Below are 26,907 nucleotides of genomic sequence, written 5' to 3'. Positions count from 1 at the left end.
ATTTCTTTTTGCATTCCTTTTCACATGAAATCTATGTTTCTATCTGTTAAACAATTACACCCAAGTGAATTAAATATAATTATTGTATTCTTGTAAACTATAAAATCGTATCCGGAACTGTAAGAAACACAGTTTTATTCCAGATACGATTTTTATTTAATCCAAAGTTTAATTTACTTAATTCCTTTTTTTAGTTTATCAACAGAAGGATCTTCTAAAAGTTTTATCTGATTAACAACAATTTTTGCAATTTCTGTTGCGCCTTTTAAAGAAAGATGTGTATCATCATCTTTTGCTTCGGTATAATATGGGTTTTCTCCGGCTTTGAAATGTAAATGCAGTTGTTTTGATTTCTCAGGACCATAAGACTGTTCTAACAACTCCGTATAATATTCTAAATCTATAAATGGAACATTATATTCCTGCGCAACCAATCTTGTTTCCAAAGGATAATCTCCGTGCGTACCAATCAACACCCCTTTCTCATTAAAATTTCTTCTTGCAATTGAAGACAACAATATAGGAATTGCCCCTTTTTCACGGCTTTCTTTTACAAAACGAATTAAATTATATCTATAAGCAGTATGTGGGTTTGTATATCTTAATGAATCCATATTTTTTTCGTCATTATGTCCAAACTCAATAAAAACATAATCTCCTTTTTTTAGCTTTTGGTATACAGCATCCCATTGTTTTTCAGCGATAAAACTTCTGGTACTTCTTCCATTTAAAGCTCTATTGTCGATAACGATATTGTCTTTAAAAAAAGACTGTAATACCTGAGCCCAACCGTGTTCCGGATTTTTTTCAGGATCTTTTTTGTTTGCCATTGTAGAATCTCCAATTGTATAAACGGTAGTTTTTTGTGCAAAACAAGTGGCTGAAATCAACCAAAGAATTAAAATATAATGTTTCATTTTTTTATTTTTTATTAAACTATTTTACTGCTGTAGGAACTGTGGCTTTCTCTCCAATGAAAACTTCATTCAGAATTACATTTTCAGCATTTGTACTGGATATAGCATTTTTAGCCCATTTAATTTCGATATTATTTAAAGAAATATTTTTGATTTTTTTATCGGGAAACCCCTGAATAACAATTCCTGTAGCTGATGCTTTATTACAAGAAATATCTGAAAAAGAAACATTCGATATTTCAGATTGAAATCCTTTACCTTCTCCATGATAATTGGCAGTAATATAAAGACAATCTTCGACTTCGTCTAATTGAATATTCCGAACAAAAACATTTTTTATAAACCCACCTCTGTCAGCATTGGTTTTTAAATAAATACCTCTTTTTAAATAACCAACGGTTTTACAATTTTCAACATAAACATTTTGTACCCCTGCAGACATTTCACTGCCTATAACTACTCCGTGAAGACCTTTGAAATTACAGTTTCTAATAATAATATTCTCGCTTGGTGTAGCCGAATTTGCTCTTCCTTCATGATCTCTTCCGGCTTTTATAGCAATATTGTCATCACCATTATTGAAAGTTACATTTTCAATCAAAACATCTTTGGCATATTCAGGATCAATACCGTCGTTGTTGTAATTTAATGATTTATAACTTATCCCTCTAACCGTTATACTTTCTGATTTCAATAAATGCAAGCACCAAAAAGGTGAATTTTCAATACGAATATTTTCAACCAAAATATTTTTGCATTTAAAAAACTGAATCATTTGCGGACGTAAAAAATAACCGGTTCCAAACTTTCTTTCATTTATAGGAATACTGTTATGGTTCATCTCACGACTCAGTTCTTTACCTTTTCCTTCTTTATCTTTAAAACTCTTCCAGGTCTTACCTCCTTCTCCATCAATCGTTCCCTCACCTGAAATAGCAATATTTGTGCAATCATATGCATAAATTAACGGACTGTAATTATAAATCATTGTACCTTCCCAACTGGTTAAAACCATTGGTAAATAATTCTCGGGGTTATCACTGAATTTAATTTTAGCTCCTTTTTCAATCTTCAAATTGACATTACTTACAAAATGAATTGGCCCGTTTAAAAAATAAATTCCTTTTGGAACTACGATAGTTCCTCCGTTATTCTTTTTGCACAAAGCCATCGCTTTATCAAAAAAAGGCTTACTATTGGAAATTGAATCACCTTTGGCACCCAATTTTGCAACATTAACCTGAAAAGAAGGAATTCCCGGCAATTGAATTCTATTGACAATCGAATCTACTTTTGCTGTTGGAAATTTATTATCCTGAGCAAAAATGACAGTTGAAAACAATAAAAAGAAAAGAAATCTAAAGTTCATGTTTTTTGTTTTTTGAAAATCAAATCTTTATCTATCGAAATAAGGTATTTAAAGAGTCCAACTTCATTTAAAATTATGCCTGAAGAAATTTATTCTCCATATTTCTTAAACCATTTTTTATATTTTTTAAGAACTTCTTTAGGTTCATTAGAATACCATGAATAACCATTTCTTCTCTCTTCTCCAATGTCCGTTAGAAATCTCTTTTTAACTCCGTCACGGTCACAGAAAAAAGGTTCATTCGTATCAAGCTCTGCAAATCTTGGCCAAATTGGTGCGACATCCTCCATTGGATACATTTTTTTACCAATAACTTTTCCTTCGTCATCATATACACGCTCTTCTTTAAGATTTGTGATTTTTGTTTTTTCAAACCACTCGTATGCACTTTTAATTGCCGTTTTAATTTCAGGTGACGGATTGTCAATAGACATTAATAACAATGTTACTTTCGCGGATTCTTTTCCGCTTAACGAAGCAAGTTCATATGCTCTTGCATTTGCCGGAGCAAAAGTAACTTCATCATGCTGTGCACACCAAACCGTTAAAACACCATTTTGTTTATATTGCGTTTTTAAGATACAATCGATTCCTTTATCGAAAGCAATTTTAGCTTTATCAACTGTTTCTTTTGGAGGTTTAATACTATAGTAGTCTGTTTCATTCGCTATTTCTCTCAATACATTCAAAACATCTACCATTGAATTATCATTAAAAGTAATATGAGTGTAATATCCTTTTTTTAATGGAAAGTATTGAGGCCAGCCGCCATTAGGATATTGTGCTGAAAGTAAATAATCAACTGCTCTTAAAAATGAATCTTTGTATTTTTCTTCTTTTGTCTGTGCATACATTTTAGACACAAAAAGTATTTCCTGTGTTGTAGCCCTGTTGTCAATTGTGCAATCTTTTCCTGAAGGTTTTAGCGCTATTAACTTACTTTTCTCATCCTCTGTCAATTCTTTTAGCATTGGGATATTTTTTGGCCAGCCCCCAATATCCCTTTGATACAGCAACACGTTGTCGGCTATTTTTCTTCCTTCTTCTGAACCAAACCAGGCAGAATAACTTTTCATTATTAAATCCGGCCATTTTTTATTTTTTTCCTGTGCGTTTACACAAAAATTAATACTTATTAAAAGTAATAATGTGTTTTTTTTAAGTTGATTCATTTATTTAGTTATTTAGTTATTCTAAACCAATCTATTGCGACACTTCCTGCATCATTTATAATTCCTTCCCTAAGTGCTAAAAATCCTATTTTTGCACCAATCCATTTCCCTTCTCTGGCAGTAAAACTTTCACCCACGGAATTGAATTTTTGTCCATCTTCACTATAGAAAAAATTACAAATCCCGCCAGCTTTAACTTTCACCTGTAAGTAAATCGTTTTATCTTTTATTGCAATGCGTTTACTCTCCGATTCGATTCCCTTTTTATCAGCTTTCAAAGCTGTTTTTTGTGAAAGGAATAATTTCCCATCCTCTTGTTTCAAACATAAAAAACTATAATCTAATCCCATAATAACCAATCCGGTATATTCTCCATCAAATCTGGAATTAAAGATGATTTTTGTAGTAGCTGTGAACTCGTTTGCCGGGAGTTTTTGCAAAAGTAAATTGGGAACATCAAATAGATTGTTATAATCTTTAGGAGTAGGAATACAACTTAAATTATAGTATCCCATTGCTGTAGGAAGCCCCCAGGTTATCTGTGGATTTGCATGCCATTGCCACTGAAGACCAAGTTTAGGGTTATTAAATTCATCACTTTCAGGAGGTGTTTCGACTGAAAAAGATTTCTTTCCTACATTTGGTTTTTTATAAACCATAACAGGCTCACCAATACCATCGTTATCAACATCAGTTCCTATTACCGGCCAATCATTTTGCCATTTCATAGGCTGTAAATGAACTACCCTGCCATAAGCAAACTGGTCCTGAAAATGAATAAACCAATCTTCGCCTGTTTGCGTTTGAACCCATGCACCCTGATGAGGGCCATTTACAGTAGATTTTCCCTGATCCATAACTTTCCTTTTTTCATAAGGTCCGTATACATTTTTAGATCTCATAACGGTTTGCCATCCTGTTGCGACTCCGCCTGCCGGAGCAAATATGTAGTAATAACCGTTGCGTTTATAAAATTTAGGTCCTTCAATGGTTTGTTCATCTATATGCCCGTCAATAAGCATGACGTCATCATTATTTGCAGATAAACCATCTATATTCATTGTACAAACTGCTAAAGCACTTTTTATTCCGGCTCTGCTGCCTGCAAAAGCATAACCCAGATATGCTTTTCCGTCATCATCCCATAATGGTGTTGGATCAATTAATCCTTTTCCTTCTTTTATCATAACCGGATCTGACCATGGGCCTTCGGCTTTTTTGGCTTTAACAACATAAATTCCAAAGTCAGGATCAGGATAATAAATATAAAATTCATTATTATGATATCGAATACAAGGAGCCCAAACACCATTTCCGTGCTGGACTTTATTATATACCTCCAAAGGTTTTTGCTTTGAAAGTGCGTATCCAATTAATTTCCAGTTTACCAAATCTTTCGAATGAAGAATAGGCAAACCCGGAATACAATTGAATGAAGAAGCTGTCATATAATAATCATCCCCAACCCGAATAGCATCCGGATCTGAATAATCAGCATATAAAATAGGATTTTTATAAGTCCCATCGCCTTTATCAGCTACCCAGACTTTAGAATAATTATTTTCATTCTTTTCCTGTGCTACTAAAGTTTGTACTGTAATGCAGCATAAAAAAAGAGATGTTATTTTTATAAATTTCATTTAAAATAATCTTTATCTGTTTAATTCTAAAGCTGCCAGAATAAAAGGACCTGTTGCTTTAGGATCATTATCTTTCTTTTTTTCATTCACATAATATTCATATGACCCGTCTCTGTATGGTGTTCCTCCCAAACCAGCCACCTGACAAGCCTGAGTCAATGTAATAGAACCGTCTGCATCAACTTTCATTAATTGTGTAGTCAAACCATCAAAAGCTTTATTTGCTAATTTTTTGAATTTTGATGGCAAATAACCTTTATTAGCACCTTTAGCAAATGCATAAGCAAACATTGAAGATCCGGAAGCTTCTAAATAATTTCCTTCTTTACCCATTTTGTCCGTTACCTGATACCATAAACCTGATTTATCCTGATACTTCGCTAAACTCTCCGAAACATTATTCAAATAACCAACCAATTCTTTTTGTTTTGGATGATCTTTTGGGAAATAATCCAGTGCATCGACTAAAGCCATTACATACCATCCTAAAGCTCTTGACCAGTAATTTGGTGAATTCCCGGTTTCTTTATCAGCCCAGGGCATTTGTTTACTTTCATCCCAGCCATGATATAATAATCCTGTTTTTGGATCTGTTGCATGCAATTGAATTTGCTCAAATTGTTTGGCTACATCATCCAGATTTTTTCCATTTTCAAAAGTTGCAGTATATTCAGCATAGAAAGGCTCTCCCATATATAAACCATCTAACCACATTTGATTTGGATATATTTTTTTATGCCAAAATCCTCCCGATTGTGTTCTTGGATGATTTTCTAATTGTTTTTTCAACGTTTGCATAGCAATTAGGTAGCGATTATCTTTTGTCGTATCATATAGATTAAACAATAATCGACCGGCTACAATCATATCAATATTATATTTTTCTATTTCATAGGTTTTTATAGTTCCATCACTTTCAACCAAAATATCGGCATACCCTTTTATATAAGAAGCATATCTTGGATCTGGATTTCTTTTATATAATTCCTCAAATCCATGTAAAACCAAACCATGTACATAATCCCATTTTGGAGCCTTAGAATCGTCAATCATATAAGCTTCAGGATGACGTTTCATTAATGTTAATGCCATCTTATCAGACCATTTCAAATCTTTAGAAATTACCGTCAAATCCTGTGAGTTGGCAGTTTTTACTTGCACTGAAGAAGCCGTCTTACAACTAAAAAATGTAAATAAAACAAAAAGTATCCCAGGTTTTAAAGCATTTAACGTGTTTTTTAACATAATAATTATTTTTAAATTTTATAGAAGTTTTTATTTATCTAATTCGATTGCCGCTAATAAAAAAGCACCTAATCCATGGGAATTATCAGTTACAATCTTTTCATTTATATAATATTCAAAGGAACCGTCTCTGTAAGGATTTCCACCCAGCCCCGCACTGGCACAGACTTGTGTAATATGAACTTCACCATCTTTGTCTACTTTAATCAGTTTGGTAATTAGTCCATTAAATCCTTTATCTGCTATTTTTTCAAATTTAACCGGAAGATAACCTTTATGCACTCCTTTTGAAAGAGTATAAACCAACATAGAGGAACCTGAAGATTCTAAATAATTACCTTTTTTATTTGGCAGATTTGGAATTTGATACCATAAACCTGTTTTATCCTGATACCTGACCACAGCGGTTGCCAACTCATTTAAATACCCTGCCAATTCTTTTTGTTTTGGATGATCTTTTGGAAAATAATCCAATGCGTCAACTAGTGCCATACCGTACCAGCCAAGTGCTCTTAACCAAATATGAGGAGCAGTGCCTGTCTCTTTATTTGCCCATGGCATTTCTTTACTTTCATCCCATGCATGGAAATACAAGTCTGTCTTTTTATCAAATGTATGTTCATGAAGAAGCTCAAATTGATGGGCGATATCATTTAATTTTTCTCCACCTTCAAATTCTGCCGTATATCTTGCATAAAAAGGTTCCCCCATATACAAACCATCTAACCACATTTGATTAGGATATATCTTTTTGTGCCAAAATCCTCCCGATTGTGTTCTTGGATAGTCATCAAAGTTTTTCCTTAATATATTTAATGCTGTAAGATACTTTTCTTCTTTTGTTTTATCATACAGGTCAAAAAGTATTTTTCCGGCATTTATATTATCAAGACTATGATTTTTAGGATCAAATTTTTTAATCGCGCCAGTTTCATCAATGAACACATCTGCATATCCTTTTACATAATCATAATATTTTTGGTCTTTGGTTTTATTGTATAATTTCTGATAAGCTGTCAAAATCATACCAATTTTATAATCCCATTTTGGCGCTTCATGATCATCAATTTTCCATGCTTCAGGATATCTTTTAATTATCGACAAAGCCATTCTTTCTGACCATTTTAGGTTATCAGAAATACTTGTCTGATTTTGACTATTATCCTGAGCAATTGTTTTACCCCAACAAAGAAGCAACAAAACAATTACCTTTTTATAAAAATTAGTTTTTGGAGAAATTATCATGTTCATTAAAATTTAATTTTAGCTTTTTTGTTCAGCAAGCCCAATTTTAGCTTTTTTTATGTCGTAATTACTTTGTGTATTATAAACTGAAAAAACCTGAAACTACTACTGAATATATTATTATTTTCATTAATTTATTTAAAAATTTTATCCAAAAACTGAGTTGTATAAAGAACCGTTTCTCCGAACCAAGGCTGAAAAAACCAAAATGAATGAGGCGTATCTTTAATTGTTTTTACCTCATTGTAAATATTATTTTGATTTAAAATAGCAATCATATCATCTCTTCCTGCATGAAATCTATCAATACTGCTATTTATAAATAACGTTGGAGGTGTATTTTTATCAGTATGTGATAAGGCCGAGGCATTTTTCCAATTTTCCGGATTTTCAGCAGAAGTTCCTTTTAGCCAAAAGGCAGCCATATCTCCTTCTGAAGATTCCGGATGTTTAAAAGCTAAAACTCCGTCTATATTAATAATCGCGTTTACTTTTGATGAAGCTTTACTTTTATTCTGAACATCATCAAAAGCTGGATTATCATTTGTTGTACCAATCAAAGCAGCCATCTGACCTCCTGAAGAGCATCCTAAAACAGCAATTTTGTTTGGATCTACATTGAACTTTTTCGCATTATCCTTTATAAATTTAATCGCATTTTTAACATCATAAATTCCTTCCGGATACTTCGCTTCTAATGATAACCTGTATTCTATCGTAAAACAAGAATAGCCTTTTGAAGCTACTTCCTGTGCTAAAACCTGCATCTGATTTTTATTCCCTGATCTCCACCCTCCGCCATGTATCATGATTATGGCAGGATTTCTTTTTTTTGTTCTATTAAAAAAAGCGTCCAGATGTAATGACCTGCCTTTATCTTTACTATAAACAACATCACTGATTTGAGTGACTTTTATATTCTTTTCAGCTTCAGCTATTTTTATGAAAGGGTATTTTTTTATTAATTTAGTATATGTACTTTTTATGGTATACGAACTATCAATACTATAACTGCTTTGCGCAGAAATAACATTTGATAAAAACAGCATTAATAAAAATATATTTTTCATTCCTAATAAAAATTAAGCTTAGTTTAAAAAAAGTTTGAAAAGCATTAAACTTTTTAGTTTTTAATCGATTCTACTTTTTTTTCATTGATATAAGTATTTATAAAATTAAAATTCTTAATGTTTTTCAATAGATAAATCGAGTCAGCTTTTTCAATAACAACATTCTTAAGTGTAACATTTTCTACAGGCGATTCTTTATATCCTTCAGCCCAAACTCCATATTTACCTGCTTTTTTTACTGTTACATTTTCAAGACTGATATTCCTGATAACAGGAATAAAGCTTCCTGTTTGTGAACCATATACATTATAAAACATATTAAGTTTTAAAACGCATTCTTTAACAGTGCCAACCTCAAGGTTCCTTACATACACATCCTCAATAACTCCGCCTCTTTTAGAATTCGTTTTGATTCGGATTGCCCTGTCAAGATTTGGACTATCCATAATACAATTCTCTACAAAAACATTATTTACTCCCGCTGATATTTCACTTCCAATTACAACTCCTCCATGACCATCAATCATTTTGCAGTTTTGCACAATAATATTTTTACTTGGTATCGCCACTCTTCTTCCATCAGCATCCCTTCCTGATTTTATTGCTATACAATCATCTCCCGTATTAAACACACAATTCTTAATAATAATATTTTGTGAATATTCAGGGTCACAACCGTCATTATTTGGTCCATGACTGTTAACCGTAACCCCATCAATAATTATATTATTAGATTTCATAGGATGCAAAATCCAAAAAGGGGCATTTATTATCTTAATATCTTTTATCAGAACCGTATTACATTCGAAAAATTCAATAAAATTTGGACGTAAATAACGGCCTTCGCCAAAAACTCTTTCTGTAACCGGCACACCTTTCTCTGCCATATCAACCAAAACTTCACGATTTGCAGGATCATTTTGCGACGGATTTCCTTTTTGCCAACCGTAACTTTTACCACCGGACCAAACCCACCAGTTACTGCTATTAGCCTGACCATTAAGAGTTCCCTTACCCGTTATGGCTACATTCGTTTTATTTTTCGCATACACTAATGGAGAATAATTCATTACCTCCGTTCCTTCAAATGAGGTATGGACAATAGGGTAATCTTTGGGATTTGTACTGAAAAGAATTTCAGCATTATCGTCTAAATGTAAATTCACATTACTCTCTAAATGTATTGCCCCTGTTAAATATTTACCATTTGGGACAATTACTTTTCCACCACCATTTTCAGCACATTCTTTTATTGCTTTTTCGAATGCCCCTGTATTTAGTGTTGTCCCGTCAGCAACAGCTCCATAATCTTTTATATTATAACTCTTATCTGAAAATTTAGTCTGAGGAATACTTTTAACTATCAAATCCATTTTTTTCCATGGACTATCACCAGAAATATCTGCGTTTTTACTACTGCATGAAAAAAACAACAAAATATAAACAGGAATAAAAAAAGCAAAATTGCATCTTAGAGTCTTATATATAATCATTTGTAAAATATTTTAAGTTTAAATGCAAGGCTTTATCAGTCATGTAATCGATTACACGAAAATAGAAAAATAGATTGAACAGAACAAATTTATTTAGGAAAAACTTATGTATTTAATTTTTATTGCAAAATTAATTTACACTTACTGTAAAAAATCATCTAATTTTTTGAAATTGTATTATTAAATCTGGCAAATAAAAGAATTTAGGTAATCGATAACATTTTATCTTGGAATATCCAAAAAAAATGTATTTTTGTGTTAAAATAAATCAAAATACATTTTTTGAATGAGCGACAAAATAACCATTTATGATATTGCCAAAAAACTTAATATCACTGCTGCTACGGTATCCAGAGCGCTAAATAACAATCCTAAAATAAAAGAAAGCACAAGGGAATTAGTCATTGAAACTGCTGCTTTAATGAACTATAAACAAAACAAACTTGCTTTAGCTTTAAAGAGTGGCCGTAGTAATAATATAGGTGTTATTGTACCACGTATAGACAGCAATTTTTTTGCCTCAGTAATACGAGGCATAGAAGAAGAACTATATCCGCATGGTTATCAGGTTATTATATGTCAAACTCATGAAAACCCAAAGAGAGAAAATGAAAATCTTTATACATTAATTGATGCTCAGGTCGATGGGATTTTAATGTCAGTTACAGATGTTACCAACGAAAATGACGGAGCCTTTCGTAACGTATTAGAAAAAAATGTTCCTTTAATATTCTTTGACAGGAGTAAACATATAGACGGTGTAAGTTCCGTTACTATTAATGATTTTAAGGGAGGCTATATAGCTACAAAACAATTAATTAATCAAGGTTGTAAATGTATTGCACATTTGTCGGGAGACCAATCTCTGGAAATTTTCAAAAATAGATTTTTAGGATACAAGCAAGCTTTATTGGATAATGGAATTACATTCAATGAAAAATATGTTATTCGGTCTAAAAGTAGTGTAGAAGCCGGAAAAGAAGCAATAGATGTTTTATTGGCGCTTGAAACTCCTCCCGATGCTATATTTTCTTCCAGTGATTTTGCAGCATTAGGTGCTATTCAAGAATTAAAAGCCAGAAATATCAATATTCCGGATGAATTTTGTGTAGCCGGCTTTAGTAATGAACCTTTTACCAAATTTATGGAAATGTCTATAACTTCAGTAGACCAATCCCCTCTTGAAATGGGAAGGATGTCGGCACGTGTTTTCTTAGAGCAAGTAGACAAAACCGATACTATTAAAATCGAAAAAAAGGTAGTCCTGGCACCAGAATTACACATTCGCAAATCTTCAACAAGAACGGCCATTTAATTTCTTTATCGATATTAAGTGATATACAATTTCATTTTAAAATATGAAGACAGCTAAAATGAACTTATATTCCTTAAATATGATAAACTTTATCTTATAGAGAAACTCCTTTTCTAAAAAATAAATCTTTTGATTTAATAATACTATCTGCGATCCTTATAATAAATCCCAGCTCTACAATCTACACTATCAGTAAGTTCCGAAAAGCATAATTTATAAAAGCGTTTAATTTTTTTTCTTCAAACTGAATTACTTTAATTTTTTGTAGTTTTTATAATCCAGTATTTTTCCACTTATTCTTTTTATGAAATTTAATTTATCTCAAAAAAAGTATAATCTTCTATGTATTGTATGATTTTAGAACTTAAAAAAAAAGTATTTTGGCAATCGATAACAATTTATATTGGACTATACAAAAAAAAGGTATTTTTGTGCTAAAAATAATCAAAAAATAAATTTTTTGAATGAGCGAAAAAACAACTATTTACGATATTGCAAAAAGACTTAATATTACTGCTGCAACAGTCTCCAGAGCTTTAAATAATAATCCAAATATAAAAAAGAGTACTCGTCAATTGGTTCATGAAACGGCTGAATTGATGAACTATAAACAGAATAAATTAGCTTTAGCTTTAAAAAGCGGGAGAAGCAATAATATAGGTATCATAGTTCCCCGTGTTGATAATAATTTTTTCGGATCTGTAATTAGAGGTATTGAAGAAGAACTTTATCCTCACGGTTATCATGTTATTATTTCCCAAACTCATGATGACCCAAAAAGAGAAAATGAAAATCTTCATGCTTTAATAGATGCACAAGTCGATGGTATTCTAATGTCTGTTACAGATGTTAGTGACGAAAACTATGATGCATTTCAAAACGTATTACAAAAAAATGTTCCCTTGATTTTCTTTGACAGAACCAGACATATTGAAGGGGTCAGTTCTGTAACCATTAATGATTTTAAAGGTGGATATCTTACAACAAAACACTTAATTAACGAAGGTTGCAAACATATCGCTCATTTCTCCAGAGACCAATCTCTTGACATTTTTAGAAATAGGTTTTTAGGTTATAAGCAAGCTTTACTAGATAGTGGAATGACTTTTAAAGAGGAATATGTTATTCCCATTAAAAGTAGTGTAGAATCAGGAAAAGAGGCAATAGACATTTTATTACAACTCGAAACTCCTCCAGACGCTATATTTTCATCAAGTGATTTTGCAGCTTTGGGAGCTATTCAGGAATTAAAAGAAAGAAACATAAGTATTCCTGACGAATTTTGTGTAGCAGGATTCAGTAACGAGCCTTTTACTAAATTTATGGAACTCTCCATAACTTCAGTAGACCAGTCTCCTCTTGAAATGGGAAGAATGGCTGCCCGGGTTTTCTTAGAACAGGCTGACAAAACCAACACTGTTAAAATCGAAAAAAAGGTAGTACTTGCTCCAGAATTACACATTCGTAAATCTTCGTCAAGAACTACCTTTTAATAGGTTTTTTATTTATTTATTTTTAAAGCGAAACGCCTCTTTTCCAAGGAATAAAATCGTTTTGATTTAAAATTGCAGCTTTAGTTTTAATAGTACCGCTCGCAACATCTATAATAAATTCAAGCATTTCGTCTGCCATTTCATTAATTGATTTCTCACCAGTGATAATTCCACCAGTATCAATATCGATAATATCAGACATTTTTTGTGCTAATTGAGTATTAGAAGACACTTTTACAACTGGTGCAATTGGATTTCCTGTCGGAGTTCCTAAACCTGTTGTAAACAATACCATATTCGCTCCCGAACCTACCATTGCTGTTGTACATTCTACGTCATTTCCAGGAGTACATAACAATGTAAAACCTGGCTCATTAATATATTCTCCATAATCGAAAACACCTACAATTGGTGAAGTTCCTCCTTTTTTGGCTGCTCCGGCTGATTTCATAGCATCTGTGATCAAACCATCTTTAATGTTTCCGGGAGACGGATTCATATCAAATCCTGAACCTGCATCCACAACTGTTTTTTCGTACCATTGCATTAATTCCAAGAAGCGTTTTCCGTCTTTATCATCCACACAACGGTTTACCAACTCCTGTTCTACACCACATAATTCCGGGAACTCAGAAAGAATTGTAGTTCCTCCTAAAGCAACCAATTGGTCCGATAACACTCCTAATGTCGGGTTAGCAGAAATTCCGGAGAACCCATCAGAACCACCACATTCCAAACCAATTTTTAGTTTAGATAATGGAGCAGGTTTTCTTTCAATTTTATTAGCTTCTTTGATAGCAGCAAAAGAATCTTTTACCACAGTATTTAACATATCCTCAATAGTCCCGATTTGTTGTTGATCGTAAATCAAAACAGGTTTGTCGCTATTTGGATTTATTGCCTTCATAGCATCCTGAAAAATAGAGATTTGCAAGTTTTGACAACCCAAACTCAATACAGTAGCTCCGGCAACGTTTGGATTGTTTACATATCCAGCCAAAAGTTTAGCCAAACTGTGTGAATCCTGACGAATTCCGCCACAACCACCTTGATGTGTGATGAATTTTACCTCAATATTTTCGAATAAATCAACTTCATTAGATTTTGCAACTACATCGGCAGCGCCTTTTTCAGTATTCACTAAAGAACGAAGTAACAATTGGTAATCGTTTTCTTTAGGTTTAGATAATTCTTTTTCAAAAATACCTTTTAAGATTTCAATGTTTCTGTTTTCACAAAATACCAATGGGAAGAACAACCAAACATTTTCAGTTCCTACTTGTCCGTCTGTTCTATGGTACCCCATAAAAGTTCTGTCTTTCCATTTATCAACATTAGGAACTGTCCAACCTATAGATTCGGTTTTAGCAGTTACTTTTGCACTTTCATGTTTTACATTTTCGGTAGAAAGTAATCCTCCTTTTGCAATCGGAGCACTTGCTTTTCCTACCAAAACTCCATACATAATAATACGTTCTCCTAATTCAAAAGGATACATTGCAATTTTATGCTTCATTTTCACATCAGACTCGATAGTGATTTCTTCCCCTTCAAAGTTAATAACTTCACCTGCAGCAAGATTAACTAATGCTACAGCTACATTGTCTGAAGGGTTTACTTTTATTAATTTTTTTTGCATGATAATAATTTTAGAAAATACCTATTCTAATTAATATTGTTTGCTGAAATTAGCATAACCTTTTTCAACACCGTTTTCTTCTATTTGCCCCAAAGCTACTACTAAAGCTTCTGATAAACCTTGAATTTTTGTTAAATCTTCACCCCAGAATTCGTTGTTTGCTAAAATTGAACTTACAACTGAATCTAAAGTTCCTAATTGCCAAGCATTTTTGAATGCTTCAACTATCTCTGGAGAATCTTTTACAGGTAATGCTTCGTTATTCCAGGTTCCTTTGTAAAATTGGATTAAAGAAGCTAATGAAAAAGTCAAATTAACAGGTAATTTTTTGTTTGCATTATAATATCCTAATAAACTTGGTAAAACTCTTACTTTGAATTTTGAAATAGAATTTAAAGCAATATCAGCAAGTGCGTGCTTGATAAATGGATTTTTAAAACGATCCATTACCTCTTCAGAATAGGCAATGATTTCATTTTTGTCCATATCAAGGGTTTCGCTAATTTCACCAATAACATTGTTTACGAATTTTCCAGTAAAATCTCCGTTAACTGTTTCCATTACTAATTTGTTACCATATAAAAGTGAAAAAGGAACCATTGCTGTGTGTGCACCGTTTAGAATACGAACTTTTATCATTTTAAAAGGACGGATATCATCAACAATTTTTACATTCAAATCCGTTTTATGGAAAGGCAGTTTTTGTTTTAAATCTTCTCCACCTTCAATAGCCCAAAGGAAAAATGGTTCAGCAGCAACAATTAAATTATCCTGATAGTCTAATTTGTTATTGTATTCTTCAATTTCAGCTCTTGGATATCCGGGAACAATTCTGTCAACCAAAGTACTGTGATAAGAACAAGCATCTGAAACCCAAGTTTTAAATCCATCTTCTAATTTCCATAAATCACAATATTGCAGGATAATTTTTTTCAGAGTCTCAGAGTTATAATCAATCAATTCACAAGGAATGATTGTCAATCCTTTAGAAGCATCTCCATTGAAATGTTTGAATCTTTCATATAATAAAATAGTCAGCTTTGCAGGAAATGAAGCTGGTGGCTGCATATCCGGAGTATCACTTTCAAGAAATTCAATTCCGGCTTCTGTGGTATTTGAAACAATAAATTGAAGTTCTTCTTCTTTGGCTAACGCTAAATAATCTACAAATTGAGTATATGGATTTATACCTTTTACAATATTAGAAATTAGCTCAATATCTTGTATTTTTTCACCTTTTTTGATTCCATTCATAAACAATGTGTAAAGACCATCCTGATCATTAATCATGTTTACCATACCGTCTTTCAATGGTTGAACAATTGCAATTCCAGCATTGAAATCTAATTCTTTATTTAGCTTGTGAAAAGCGTAATCAACGAAAGCTCTTAAAAAATTACCTTCACCAAATTGTACTACTTTAATTGGCTGTAATTTCTCTAATCCTGTATTTACTCTGTTTAATTTTTTCATTTTAATTCTCTTAGTGTTATAAATAACCACTATTAATACCTTATTCTTTTTAAATTATTGTAAAAGAAACATTACACCTGTTAAAGATCAAACAAAGCTTGCTGTGAGGAGTGACAAGATTTATTTTTCAAGCGTAATGTTCAATTACAATCTTTAAAACTCTAAAAAAAACTGCCTTGTAATAAGGAATTAAAAACTGATTATTCCTTATTTTTTATTTCTAATATCTTTTATAATGTTTAAAACATCACTTATTTTATTTTTTAAACCTTCAAAATCCTGGTTATCCAATAATTCTTTCGAAATTAATTGTGAACCAAGACCTACACATGTAGCACCTGCGTTCAACCATGAAGATAAACTTTCTACAGTCGGGAAAACTCCTCCTGTTGGCATAATTGTAGTCCAGGGACACGGTCCTTTTATTGCTTTAATAAATTCTGGTCCGTAAAGATCCGCAGGAAATAATTTTACAATTTCACAGCCTAATTCTTCTGCTCTTGCAATTTCGGTAAGAGAGGAACAACCTGGTGACCATAAAACTTTTCTACGGTTACAAGCAATTGCAATATCTTCTCTAAATACCGGAGTCACAATAAAATTAGCACCCAGTTGCATGTATAATGAAGCTGCAGCAGCATCAGTTATTGAGCCAACTCCCAACATCATTCCCGGCAATTCAGCCAGGGCATATTTATTTAATGCTCCAAAAACTTCAAAAGCAAAATCACCTCTACTCGTAAACTCCATTAATCTGGATCCACCATCGTAACAGGCTTTTAATACTTTTTTACTGATTTCAATATCTGAATGAAAAAACAACGGAACCATCCCGTTATCTTTCATTGTCTGTGCTACTTCAATTCTTGAATATTTTGCCATACTTTTATTTATCTTGATACTAATCCGGCAGAGTTTCCTCCAGCCATATTTTCAACTTCTTTTAATGTAACTAAATTATAATCTCCGGCAATTGTGTGTTTTAAGCAACAAGCAGCAACTGCAAAATCTAATGCTTTTTGTTTGTCTTCTTTATATTCAACTAATCCGTAAATTAATCCACCCATAAAAGCATCTCCACTACCCACTCTGTCGATTACAGGAGTTACTTCTTGTACAGCCGCATTAAAAACAGATTTTCCGTCAAACAAAACACCACCAATTCTTTGATGCGAAGCACTTACTGAATAACGTAATGTTGTTGCTACTGTTTTTAAGTTTGGACAAAGCTCATACAACTTCGAATATAAAGCCGGCAATGACTTTTCATTCTGGTAATCAGGATTCACTTTAGGAATTCCCAACATAAAATATGCTGTGTCAATATCTCCTAAAATAACATGACTATATTTTAACAATTCTGGCATAACCTCACTCGGAGTTTTACCATATTGCCATAATTTTGATCTGTAATTCAAATCGCATGAAATAGTTAATCCTAATTCATGTGCCATCTGAACTGCTTCGAGACAAGCTTCTGCAGCACTCTGGGAAATAGCAGCTGAAATTCCGCTAAAGTGAAACCAGGTAGCTCCCTCCAATACTTTCTTCCAGTCAATATCTCCTTTTTGAATAGTTGCCATCGAGCTATGTGCGCGATCATATACAACATTGCTTCCTCTGGTCCCTGCTCCTGTTTCTAAATAATAAGTTCCTAAGCGTTCACCGCCGTAAACAATACTTTTAGACTCAACATTCATTTTACGCATCTCCTGCACTGCACAGTAACCAATTTCGTTCTCAGGTAATCTGGTAACAAACTCAGCATTAATACCGTAATTCGCCAAAGAAACGCAAACATTAAATTCACCTCCACCGTAAGACGCTGTAAATGCTTTAGCCTGAGAGAAACGCAAATGTCTTTCCGTTGAAAAACGCAACATTATTTCGCCGAATGCAACTACTTTACTCATTATCAATATTTAATTAAAATTTAAAATATTCTTTTGCATTGTTATATGAAATATCAGAAACCATTTTTCCAATCCATTCCATATCAGCAGGAAGCTCGCCTCTTTGAATTTCATCTCCTAAAAGATTACAAAGAATACGTCTGAAATATTCGTGTCTTGGGAAAGACAAGAAGCTTCTTGAATCTGTCAACATTCCAACAAAACAGCTAATCAACCCCATATTTGAAAGCGCGTTCAATTGTTTTGTCATTCCGTCTTTTTGATCCAAAAACCACCATCCTGATCCAAACTGAACTTTTCCTCTCACACTTCCGTCATTAAAGTTACCAATCATGGTAGCCATCACTTCGTTATCTGCAGGATTCAAGTTGTAAATAATCGTTTTTGTCAATTTATCTTTACTGTCTAATGCATTTAAGAAAGAAGATAGTTTTTGAGCCTGTGGATAATCCCCGATAGAATCCCAACCTGTATCCGGTCCTAAAATTCTATGCATACGGGCATTATTATTACGTAAAGCTCCTAAGTGAAATTGCTGAACCCATCCAAGTTCATGATATGTTTCAGATAAAAATAACAAAATAGCACTTTGGAATTTCAAAGCTTCTTCCGTAGTTATCGTTTGATTTTCTCTTTTCTTTTTGAAAATTGTATTTACCTCAGATTCGGTAAAGTTTTCAAAATAAATCTGATCCAATCCGTGATCACTTAATTTACAGCCATTTTCATTAAAAAAATCAATTCTTTTTCTTAATGCATCACGTAAATCAGAATAGGTATTGATTGCTAGTCCGGACACATCCCCCAATGTGTCCAGATAAGCATTGTAACCATCATTTGAAATTAAAATGGCTTTATCAGGTCTGAAAGCCGTGCTCATTTTAGTCTCAAAAGGGTTTTTATTTAATTTTTGGTGAAACTCCAAAGTATCAATTGGATCTTCGGTAGTACAAACCAGTTCTGCATTTACTTTTTTAAGTAAGTTACGTGTACTGTAAGCCTGAGAATTTATTTTTTCTGAAGCTTCCTGGTATATTTTCTCTGCTGATTTTTCATTCAGCAAATCGTAAATATCAAAATAACGGGCTAACTCTAAGTGTGTCCAGTGATACAAAGGATTACGCATTGTATACGGAACTGTTTTTGACCAGTTCAGGAATTTATCTTTATCGGAACCATTTCCTGTAATAAATTGCTCATTCACACCCAATGTACGCATTGCACGCCATTTGTAGTGATCTCCGTTAATCCAAACCTGAGTAATATTATCAAAGATTTTATCTTCGGTAATAAACTGAGGATTTAAGTGATTATGATAATCAATTATAGGTTGATTTTTAGAGTAATTGTGGTATAATTCTTCAGCGAATTTATTTTCAAGTAAAAAATTATCGTTTATGAATGTCTTATTCGAGCTCATGTCTTTATTAATATAATTGCGTAATTATTCGTTTGATGGTTTACCGATTGTTGCCAGGATTCCACCATCAACATATAAAATATGACCATTGACAAAATCACTTGCTTTAGAAGATAAGAATATAGCGGCTCCTGCTAAATCACCCGGATCTCCCCATTTTGCTGCCGGAGTTCGGCTGATAATAAAATCGTTAAACGGATGTCCGTCAACTCTGATAGGTTTTGTTTGTTCAGTTGCAAAATAACCCGGACCGATTCCGTTTATCTGAACATTATATTTTGCCCATTCCGTAGCCATGTTTTTAGTCAGCATTTTCAAACCGCCTTTTGCAGCAGCATATGCTCCTACTGTACTTCTGCCTAATTCACTCATCATGGAACAAATATTAATTATTTTTCCTTGTCTTCTTTCAATCATTCCTTTTGCAACATGTTTGGAAACAATAAAAGGGCTTACTAAATCAATATCAATAACTTCCTTGAAATCAGAAACTTCCATTTCTATCAATGGAATTCTTTTGATGATTCCCGCATTATTAATCAAAATATCAATTGGTCCGACTTCGCTTTGAATTTTCTGAACGGCTGTAATAACTTCTTGTTCATCAGTTACATTAAATTTGTAACCAACGGCATTAATACCTTCACTTTTAAGTTCTTTTACTGCATCATCAATTTTTTGCTGTGAAGAATTTCCGTTTACAACAATTGTTGCTCCGGCCTGACCTAATCCTTTAGCCATTGCCATTCCCAGTCCGTGAGTACTTCCTGTGATTAAGGCAATTTTTCCTTTTATATCAAATAAGTTTGTCATATTCTTATCTTAATTCAGTGATTTTACAAACGTCCATATCTCCATAATCCAAATTTTCACCTGCCATTCCCCAGATAAAAGTATAATTACTGGTTCCTGAACCAGAATGAATCGACCATGGTGGAGAAATAACTGCCTGATGATTATTCATCCAGATATGTCTTGTTTCCTGCGGTTGTCCCATAAAATGACAAACTGCCTGATTTTCCGGTATATCCAGGTAGAAATAAACTTCCATACGACGATCATGTACGTGCGCCGGCATTGTATTCCAAACACTTCCTGGTCTTAATTCCGTCATACCCATTTGTAATTGGCAAGTTGTTACCACACTTCCAATAATCATTTGATTAACGGTACGGTGATTTGCCGTTTCCATTGTACCTAATTCTAACTTTTTAGCTTCAGCCAAGCTTACTTTTACAGTAGGATAACTTGTATGTGCCGGAGCTGAGTTTATATAAAATTTAGCAGGATTTTTAGGGTCTGCACTTTTAAAAATCACTTCTTTATTACCGCTTCCGATATATAAAGCGTCTTTGAATCCTAATTCATAAGAGGTTCCTTCAACAACAACAGAACCGTCCCCTCCAACATTGATAATTCCTAATTCTCTTCGTTCTAAAAAATAAGGTGCTTTAAGTGGATCAATAGTCTCTAAAACTAAATCACCTTTTACCGGAACTGCAGAACCGGCAATGTATCTGTCATAATGAGAATAAACCAATACTACTTCATCTTCCTGCATTAGATCATCAATCAGAAATTCATTTCTCAATTCCTGAGTATCATATTTTTTTACTGCTTCCGGGCTTGATGCGTATCTGGAACTATATTTTGTCATAATTTTATTTTTAATGTAATCGATTGCACAAAATTAGATTTTTATATTTAAAAACCATAATTCTAATCAAAATTTATTTGTGTAAATTTTACAATTCTACTTTTTTCATTCTCGGAACAAGAATATGCATAATCAGCCAGGCTAATAAATAAGCAGCTCCACAGATACAAAACATAATAAAATATCCTGTTTCTATTTTACCAATTTTAGTATAGTAAACAAACATATTTTTTTGGACCAGTAAAGTTAATAAAATTCCACCAAACGCTCCGAACATCCCTCCGATTCCTGTTACAGAAGCGGTTGCCTTTTTAGGAAACATATCTGATACAGTTGTAAAGATATTAGCGCTCCACGCTTGGTGTGCAGAAACCGCAAACCCAATAACTAAAATTGCCCACCATATATTTATAGCACCTAAGTACTGAGAAAACAATACCGGCAAAACAGCAAATGCATAAATCAGCATACTTGTTTTACGGGCTTTATAGGCTGGCCAGTTTTTATTGATTAATTTTAATGGTAACCATCCTCCGCCAATACTTCCAATACTTCCAATAACATAAACCAAAGCACATGGCCAAATAATTTCAGTAGCAGAAAGCTTATATTGTTTCATCAGGAAATCAGGCAACCAGAATAAATAGAACCACCAAACAGGATCTGTTAATAATTTTCCTATTGCAAAAGCCCAGGTTTGACGAAAAGAAAGCAATTTTAACCATGATACTTTTTCAGTATCTTCAATTTCTGTTACTTCTGCTTTATCGGCATTAATATAGTCGAGTTCAGCTTGAGATAAACGCTTTTGTTTTTGAGGTACTTCATAAAAGATAAACCATAAAAACAACCATATAAACCCAATAATTCCAGTTGCAATAAATGCCCATTGCCAGCCATAATTTTCAGCAATAAATGGCACCGACAAAGGAACAATTATAGCCCCGATATTACTTCCGGAGTTAAAAATACCTGTTGCCAAAGCACGTTCTTTCTGAGGAAACCATTCAGCTGTCGCTTTTATTGCAGCCGGAAAATTCCCTGCTTCTGTAATTCCTAAAAATACACGGGCAATTAAAAATCCTCCCGTGCCTGTTGCAAAAGCATGTCCAACTGCTGCCACACTCCATAAACCAGTCGCTATTGCATACCCTAATTTCGTTCCCAATTTATCAATAACCCCACCAGCTATAAGCATTCCTAATGCATATGCAATTTTAAAAGCTAATTCAATATTAGAATAATCTATTACTTCTTGTTCAGGTGTCCAATGAAAAGCTTCCGCTAAAAAAGGCCTTAGGTAACTTATTACATTTCGGTCTAAATAATTTACTGTAGTCGCAAAAAAGACTAAGCTACATATTGTCCAACGATATTTTCCTATCGCTGCATTAGCTTCATTCATAATTACATTTTGGTTTAGGTTAGTAATACTATTAGTTAGTTAAATTTTATTTTTTTTTAAAGATCAGTAATTGGTCTATATTTTGGCACTAAGGTTTTCATTACAAACCAGCCAATTAAGTAGCAAACTGCACAGATAGAGAAAATAATCATATATCCTGAATTTATACCATCAACAACAGTATCTCCAGATACCGATAATGATTTTAAAAAATCTCCTAAATTAGCTACACCTCTTTCTTTTAAAAACACCTTTTCAGTTTCCGGATTTAAAAATTGAGGGTATTTCTCTAATAAAGACTGTCCGTTTATCAAACTCCAGTTACGTTGAGTAAAATCAAATAAAACTCCTGATCCTTTATTAATTAGAGTAGATCCTAAACCTCCTGCCAAACCACCAATACCTGTAATGGTTGCAATTGCTTTTTTAGGAAACATATCTCCAACAGTTGTAAAGATATTAGCAGACCACGCCTGGTGAGCAGCACCAGCAATACCAATTATAATTACCGGAACCCAATAGCTAACGTATCCTAAAGGCTGCGCTACTAATGCCAATAATGGGAAAAATGCAAAAATCAACATCGCTCTCATTCTCCCTTCATAAGGATTCATTCCTTTCTTTTCAACAAAATAAGTTGGCAACCAGCCTCCAATTATTGAAAGTAAAGTAATCATATATAACACAAATAATGGTAAAGCAGCTTGGGTAGAATCCATTCCGTAAACAGATTTTAAATAAGCCGGGGTCCAGAACAAGAAGAACCACCATACACCATCAGTCATAAATTTACCAAAAGCAAACGCCCACGTTTGTTTGTACTTAAAGCAATCTTTGAAAGTAACTTTAACTGTTGTTTCAGGTACATAACCTACTAATTTGCTATCCGCAACATCATCTTGCTGAATATAAGCTAATTCTTCAGCATTAACTCTTGGATGTCTCTCAGGTTTATCATACATAAAAACCCAAAATCCCATCCATATAAAACCTAAAGCACCAATAATAATAAAAGCCATTTCCCAGCCAAAAGCCTTAGCAATGAATGGAATAGATATTGGAGCAGCCAATGCTCCAACTGTAGCACCTGCGTTAAAGATACTTGTAGAAAATGCCCTGTCTTTTTTAGGAAAATATTCAGCTGTAGTTTTAATAGCTGCCGGAAAATTTCCAGCTTCACCTATTGCTAAAATAAAACGGGCAAAAATAAATAATGTAACACTTACATTAATAACCATTCCCGTATCATTTACAGTACGAATAGCTTCTTTTGCCCCTTCAAAACCAACAAACCAGTTTCCTGTAATGATCCCCGCTGTCGCAATACCACAAAAAGCATGCAGACAGGCACCAATTGACCATATTCCAATGGCCCAAAGAAAACCTTTTTTAGTATCCAGCCAATCCACAAATCTTCCTGCAAACAATAAGGAAACGGCATAAAAAATAGAAAACAAAGCTGTAATATTTCCATAATCATTATTGGTCCAGTGAAATTCAGGTGCAATAAAATCACTCCATGTCAGCGAAAGGACTTGTCTGTCCAAATAATTAATAGTAGTTGCAAAAAACAATAATGCACAAATACTCCAGCGATAATTCCCAATAGATTTGTTGGTTTGACTCATAGTAACTATGTTTATTTGGCTTATAAATGCCCTTTAAATTAATTCAAAATAACAGCAATATTATTGCTTTCAACAATCGAAATTACGCTTTAAATATAAATCTGAATTTAAAAAATGTAATCGATTGCACAAATATAGTTTTAAATCCTTATATTCCAAATTATTATTTAAAAAATTATTTCATGTGACATATTAAACATATATTGCAAAAAAACATATATAAAATTATATAATAAACAATATATTTGTTAATTAAACATAATCCTAAAATCACCCTAAGCTATTGATATAAAATTAAATAAAAGCTTTAATTATGATGTTTTTTTATATATTTCTCATTAATGATCTGTCTTTTGAATTTATTTTGAAGAAAAAAAAATAACTCCGTTTTACAAATAACCAAAAATTAATAAAACCTAAAACCTTTAAAATTGAAAACATTTAAAAAATTTAATTTAAAGAAAAGCATCTATATACTATCCTTATGTTTTGGAATACTAAATAATTTACATTCACAGAATGAAATTTTACCTCTTTGGAATAAAATTCCCAGTGAAATAAGTGCCCCGGATTATACAGAAAAAGAAATTATAAAAGAAGGAAAAGTACAAAGCACAAGTTTGGTAACAATCCCAACGTTAAGTGTTTTTCTTCCAAAAGAAATAAAACCTAATCAGACTGCCGTAATCATTTTACCGGGTGGTGGATATTCGCACTTGTCAATTGACAAAGAAGGTACCAAAGTTGCCCAATGGCTGAATAGTTTAGGAATTGCGGCATTTGTTTTAAAATACAGATTACCAAATGATTTAATTATGAAGGACAAAACTATCGGTCCTTTGCAGGATGTTCAGGAAGCGATTCGATATGTCAGATCTAATGCTGTAAAATGGAATATTGATTCAAATAAAATTGGAATTATGGGTTTTTCTGCAGGCGGTCATTTAGCCTCAACATTAGCAACACATTACGACGACAAAACATACGAATCAACAATCAAGACAAGTGCCCGCCCCGATTTTTCAATTTTGATTTACCCGGTCATATCTATGGAAAATGCAATCACACATAAAGGATCACAAACTAGTTTATTGGGAAAAGAGCCTTCAAAAGCTCTTATTGATAATTTTTCTAATGAAAAAAAGATTACATCAGAAACTCCTCCTGCCTTTTTAGCACATGCTTCAGATGATGGCGCAGTATTACCTGAAAATAGTATTAATTATTATTTGGCTTTAAAGAAAAACAATGTTTCTGCGGAATTACACCTCTATGAAAAAGGCGGTCATGGTTTTGGTTTGGGAGTAAAAGATACCAGCCAGTTTTGGACAATAGATTGTAAAGAATGGCTTAAAAGTCATAATTTATTTTAAAAAATCATTTTAATCTTAATAATCTGTGGCAAAAAAAAAAGATGCACTGCTGTGCATCTCTACATACGTTTTTGAAATTTATTTTGCAGCCAATTCCTAACCGGTTCATCGTATAATTTCAGACATAAATACGCTATTGCAATACTGGCAATCAAAACTCCGATACCCAATCCATAACCGTCTTGTATGGAAACTTTATTATCTACAACCCAGGCTGTATACCAATAAATAAGCGGATAATGCGTGATATAAATCGGATATGAAATATCACCTAAAAGTTTACAGATTTTTAATGAAAATGGATTTTTTATTTCTCCTCCGGCTCCGACAGAAACGATTAAAGGAAACAATAAAATAATACAAACTGATTCGTATAAACCATTCATCCATAAGCTGTTTTCATCTCCAATTCTTGGTACACATAAAATTATGGTAATCAATAAACTACAAACCCAAAACGCTCCTTTTATATGAATTAGTTTTCCTAAACGGGAAAGCAATATTCCGGCAAAAAATGGATATAATAAACGGGTAAAACCAATATTCATTTGTTCCAGATTTAATGACCATCCGCCAATAACATCTCCTTTGGGTCCAAAAACAGTGTAATTAATTAGCATTCCGGCAAATATTAAAACAAATATTCCCATTACTTTATTCGAGAATTTACGAAAGAACAAAGCATATAAAATATTCGCGATGTATTCGAAAAACAATGACCATGCAGGTCCGTCTAACGGATGCATTTCTCCCCATCCTCTAATTTCCATTGATGGTGGAATTGGTAATAATGTAAACCCGATTAGCATCGTTAAAATTAACTTCCAAACAGGCATTCCTGCAATTTGTGGAAACAAAATATCTGAAGCCTGAAAATAATAAAAGACAGCGCCAATGATCATTCCCATTATCACCATGGGCTGTAAACGAATTAAACGCCTTTTGTAAAACTCCCATTGCGTCATTTTTCCCCAGCGATCATCATACGCATAAGCGACTACAAATCCCGATAAAAGAAAAAAGAAATCAACAGCCAGATAACCGTGATTGATGATTTGTTTAAAACGGTTTCCTCCGGCAAAGGTTTCAAAAATATGAAAAGCAACTACTAAAATGGCTGCTACTCCACGCAAACCGTCTAAAATTTCATAATGTTTTTTTGGTTTGATATCAATAGAAGTTGAATTCATAAAATGTTTTTGGTGGTTAACAAGGTTAGTTTTATTTTTTGGTTCAGGCTAAAATAACTATTTTATTATTTATTTCTTAACGTTTTTTATCACTCCGTTTGCCATTCCGCAGGAATCCCTTCTAATGATTATATTTTTGTAGAGATTCCTGTGGAATGACAATATTGTGGTTACTCAGTCAAAAAAATAATTTCAAAAAACAAAGCTGCAACTTTTTACAATTGCAGCTTTACAACCAACCAATTTAGAA

General features: G+C 33.0%; 21 protein-coding genes. 3 read left to right on the top strand and 18 right to left on the bottom strand.

What is annotated here, in order from left to right; translation table 11 throughout:
* Window positions 1–173: 173 nt before the first annotated feature.
* The 8 genes from PMI10_RS17770 to PMI10_RS17735 all read right to left on the bottom strand — a co-directional run bounded on the left by PMI10_RS17770 (window position 174) and on the right by PMI10_RS17735 (window position 10,151).
* Window positions 174–917, bottom strand: a complete 744-nt coding sequence (locus PMI10_RS17770) for a rhamnogalacturonan acetylesterase (protein ID WP_007810566.1) — start codon at window positions 915–917, stop codon at window positions 174–176.
* A 19-nt stretch (window positions 918–936) separates the two neighbouring features.
* Window positions 937–2,286, bottom strand: a complete 1,350-nt coding sequence (locus PMI10_RS17765; protein ID WP_007810565.1) for a glycoside hydrolase family 28 protein — start codon at window positions 2,284–2,286, stop codon at window positions 937–939.
* 89 nt (window positions 2,287–2,375) lie between these two features.
* Window positions 2,376–3,458: a pectate lyase gene (gene pelA / locus PMI10_RS17760; protein ID WP_007810564.1), complete on the bottom strand. Its 1,083-nt coding sequence runs from the start codon at window positions 3,456–3,458 to the stop codon at window positions 2,376–2,378.
* A gap of 8 nt (window positions 3,459–3,466) precedes the next feature.
* Complete coding sequence (locus PMI10_RS17755; RefSeq protein WP_007810563.1) at window positions 3,467–5,098, bottom strand: glycoside hydrolase family 43 protein; 1,632 nt, start codon at window positions 5,096–5,098, stop codon at window positions 3,467–3,469.
* Between the two features lie 12 nt (window positions 5,099–5,110).
* Complete coding sequence (locus tag PMI10_RS17750) at window positions 5,111–6,343, bottom strand: glycoside hydrolase family 88/105 protein (RefSeq protein WP_007810562.1); 1,233 nt, start codon at window positions 6,341–6,343, stop codon at window positions 5,111–5,113.
* A gap of 30 nt (window positions 6,344–6,373) precedes the next feature.
* Window positions 6,374–7,588, bottom strand: a complete 1,215-nt coding sequence (locus PMI10_RS17745) for a glycoside hydrolase family 88/105 protein (RefSeq protein WP_007810561.1) — start codon at window positions 7,586–7,588, stop codon at window positions 6,374–6,376.
* A gap of 134 nt (window positions 7,589–7,722) precedes the next feature.
* Window positions 7,723–8,658, bottom strand: a complete 936-nt coding sequence (locus tag PMI10_RS17740) for an alpha/beta hydrolase (RefSeq protein ID WP_007810560.1) — start codon at window positions 8,656–8,658, stop codon at window positions 7,723–7,725.
* A 53-nt stretch (window positions 8,659–8,711) separates the two neighbouring features.
* A complete protein-coding gene (locus tag PMI10_RS17735; protein WP_007810559.1) occupies window positions 8,712–10,151 on the bottom strand; it encodes a glycoside hydrolase family 28 protein in 1,440 nt (479 codons plus the stop codon).
* A gap of 286 nt (window positions 10,152–10,437) precedes the next feature.
* Here PMI10_RS17735 and PMI10_RS17730 point away from each other — a divergent pair, with 286 nt between their 5' ends.
* Window positions 10,438–11,466: a LacI family DNA-binding transcriptional regulator gene (locus tag PMI10_RS17730; RefSeq protein WP_007810557.1), complete on the top strand. Its 1,029-nt coding sequence runs from the start codon at window positions 10,438–10,440 to the stop codon at window positions 11,464–11,466.
* A 464-nt stretch (window positions 11,467–11,930) separates the two neighbouring features.
* Window positions 11,931–12,959, top strand: a complete 1,029-nt coding sequence (locus tag PMI10_RS17725) for a LacI family DNA-binding transcriptional regulator (protein WP_007810555.1) — start codon at window positions 11,931–11,933, stop codon at window positions 12,957–12,959.
* Window positions 12,960–12,981: 22 nt separating this feature from the next.
* Here PMI10_RS17725 and PMI10_RS17720 read toward each other — a convergent pair whose 3' ends face one another.
* From PMI10_RS17720 to PMI10_RS17680, 9 genes are all read right to left on the bottom strand, one after another.
* A complete protein-coding gene (locus PMI10_RS17720; protein ID WP_007810553.1) occupies window positions 12,982–14,598 on the bottom strand; it encodes a UxaA family hydrolase in 1,617 nt (538 codons plus the stop codon).
* A 30-nt stretch (window positions 14,599–14,628) separates the two neighbouring features.
* Complete coding sequence (locus PMI10_RS17715; RefSeq protein WP_007810551.1) at window positions 14,629–16,071, bottom strand: tagaturonate reductase; 1,443 nt, start codon at window positions 16,069–16,071, stop codon at window positions 14,629–14,631.
* Between the two features lie 207 nt (window positions 16,072–16,278).
* Complete coding sequence (locus tag PMI10_RS17710) at window positions 16,279–16,953, bottom strand: bifunctional 4-hydroxy-2-oxoglutarate aldolase/2-dehydro-3-deoxy-phosphogluconate aldolase (RefSeq protein WP_007810549.1); 675 nt, start codon at window positions 16,951–16,953, stop codon at window positions 16,279–16,281.
* 8 nt (window positions 16,954–16,961) lie between these two features.
* Complete coding sequence (locus tag PMI10_RS17705) at window positions 16,962–17,984, bottom strand: sugar kinase (protein WP_007810548.1); 1,023 nt, start codon at window positions 17,982–17,984, stop codon at window positions 16,962–16,964.
* Between the two features lie 13 nt (window positions 17,985–17,997).
* Window positions 17,998–19,404 (bottom strand): glucuronate isomerase, encoded by a 1,407-nt coding sequence (uxaC, locus tag PMI10_RS17700; RefSeq protein ID WP_007810546.1) that lies wholly within the window; start codon window positions 19,402–19,404, stop codon window positions 17,998–18,000.
* Window positions 19,405–19,428: 24 nt separating this feature from the next.
* Window positions 19,429–20,217 carry a gluconate 5-dehydrogenase gene (locus PMI10_RS17695; protein ID WP_007810544.1) on the bottom strand — a complete coding sequence of 263 codons (789 nt, stop codon included), beginning with the start codon at window positions 20,215–20,217 and terminating at the stop codon, window positions 19,429–19,431.
* Between the two features lie 4 nt (window positions 20,218–20,221).
* On the bottom strand, window positions 20,222–21,061 hold the full coding sequence (gene kduI / locus PMI10_RS17690; protein ID WP_007810541.1) for a 5-dehydro-4-deoxy-D-glucuronate isomerase: 840 nt from the start codon (window positions 21,059–21,061) through the stop codon (window positions 20,222–20,224).
* 88 nt (window positions 21,062–21,149) lie between these two features.
* On the bottom strand, window positions 21,150–22,466 hold the full coding sequence (locus tag PMI10_RS17685) for an MFS transporter (protein WP_007810539.1): 1,317 nt from the start codon (window positions 22,464–22,466) through the stop codon (window positions 21,150–21,152).
* Between the two features lie 56 nt (window positions 22,467–22,522).
* A complete protein-coding gene (locus tag PMI10_RS17680) occupies window positions 22,523–24,094 on the bottom strand; it encodes an MFS transporter (protein WP_007810537.1) in 1,572 nt (523 codons plus the stop codon).
* Between the two features lie 431 nt (window positions 24,095–24,525).
* Here PMI10_RS17680 and PMI10_RS17675 point away from each other — a divergent pair, with 431 nt between their 5' ends.
* On the top strand, window positions 24,526–25,467 hold the full coding sequence (locus tag PMI10_RS17675; RefSeq protein WP_007810535.1) for an alpha/beta hydrolase: 942 nt from the start codon (window positions 24,526–24,528) through the stop codon (window positions 25,465–25,467).
* A 59-nt stretch (window positions 25,468–25,526) separates the two neighbouring features.
* Here PMI10_RS17675 and PMI10_RS17670 read toward each other — a convergent pair whose 3' ends face one another.
* Window positions 25,527–26,657 carry an acyltransferase family protein gene (locus PMI10_RS17670; protein WP_007810533.1) on the bottom strand — a complete coding sequence of 377 codons (1,131 nt, stop codon included), beginning with the start codon at window positions 26,655–26,657 and terminating at the stop codon, window positions 25,527–25,529.
* Window positions 26,658–26,907: the final 250 nt, after the last annotated feature.

It is taken from the genome of Flavobacterium sp. CF136 (assembly GCF_000282055.1).
Classification (GTDB): Bacteria; Bacteroidota; Bacteroidia; order Flavobacteriales; family Flavobacteriaceae; genus Flavobacterium.
Note: the sequence above shows the minus strand (reverse complement) of the source record. Positions and strands in the feature narration are given on the sequence as shown.

Excerpts from the sequence above, each read along its gene's own strand:
- PMI10_RS17750 (WP_007810562.1), bottom strand. The coding sequence starts at position 6,343 with ATGTTAAAAAACACGTTAAATGCTTTAAAACCTGGGATACTTTTTGTT.
- PMI10_RS17720 (WP_007810553.1), bottom strand. The coding sequence starts at position 14,598 with ATGCAAAAAAAATTAATAAAAGTAAACCCTTCAGACAATGTAGCTGTA.
- PMI10_RS17715 (WP_007810551.1), bottom strand. The coding sequence starts at position 16,071 with ATGAAAAAATTAAACAGAGTAAATACAGGATTAGAGAAATTACAGCCA.
- PMI10_RS17695 (WP_007810544.1), bottom strand. The coding sequence starts at position 20,217 with ATGACAAACTTATTTGATATAAAAGGAAAAATTGCCTTAATCACAGGA.
- PMI10_RS17770 (WP_007810566.1), bottom strand. The coding sequence starts at position 917 with ATGAAACATTATATTTTAATTCTTTGGTTGATTTCAGCCACTTGTTTT.
- PMI10_RS17765 (WP_007810565.1), bottom strand. The coding sequence starts at position 2,286 with ATGAACTTTAGATTTCTTTTCTTTTTATTGTTTTCAACTGTCATTTTT.
- PMI10_RS17755 (WP_007810563.1), bottom strand. The coding sequence starts at position 5,098 with ATGAAATTTATAAAAATAACATCTCTTTTTTTATGCTGCATTACAGTA.
- PMI10_RS17730 (WP_007810557.1), top strand. The coding sequence starts at position 10,438 with ATGAGCGACAAAATAACCATTTATGATATTGCCAAAAAACTTAATATC.
- PMI10_RS17735 (WP_007810559.1), bottom strand. The coding sequence starts at position 10,151 with ATGATTATATATAAGACTCTAAGATGCAATTTTGCTTTTTTTATTCCT.
- PMI10_RS17685 (WP_007810539.1), bottom strand. The coding sequence starts at position 22,466 with ATGAATGAAGCTAATGCAGCGATAGGAAAATATCGTTGGACAATATGT.
- PMI10_RS17725 (WP_007810555.1), top strand. The coding sequence starts at position 11,931 with ATGAGCGAAAAAACAACTATTTACGATATTGCAAAAAGACTTAATATT.
- PMI10_RS17745 (WP_007810561.1), bottom strand. The coding sequence starts at position 7,588 with ATGATAATTTCTCCAAAAACTAATTTTTATAAAAAGGTAATTGTTTTG.
- PMI10_RS17710 (WP_007810549.1), bottom strand. The coding sequence starts at position 16,953 with ATGGCAAAATATTCAAGAATTGAAGTAGCACAGACAATGAAAGATAAC.
- uxaC (WP_007810546.1), bottom strand. The coding sequence starts at position 19,404 with ATGAGCTCGAATAAGACATTCATAAACGATAATTTTTTACTTGAAAAT.
- PMI10_RS17670 (WP_007810533.1), bottom strand. The coding sequence starts at position 26,657 with ATGAATTCAACTTCTATTGATATCAAACCAAAAAAACATTATGAAATT.
- PMI10_RS17680 (WP_007810537.1), bottom strand. The coding sequence starts at position 24,094 with ATGAGTCAAACCAACAAATCTATTGGGAATTATCGCTGGAGTATTTGT.
- PMI10_RS17740 (WP_007810560.1), bottom strand. The coding sequence starts at position 8,658 with ATGAAAAATATATTTTTATTAATGCTGTTTTTATCAAATGTTATTTCT.
- pelA (WP_007810564.1), bottom strand. The coding sequence starts at position 3,458 with ATGAATCAACTTAAAAAAAACACATTATTACTTTTAATAAGTATTAAT.
- PMI10_RS17705 (WP_007810548.1), bottom strand. The coding sequence starts at position 17,984 with ATGAGTAAAGTAGTTGCATTCGGCGAAATAATGTTGCGTTTTTCAACG.
- kduI (WP_007810541.1), bottom strand. The coding sequence starts at position 21,061 with ATGACAAAATATAGTTCCAGATACGCATCAAGCCCGGAAGCAGTAAAA.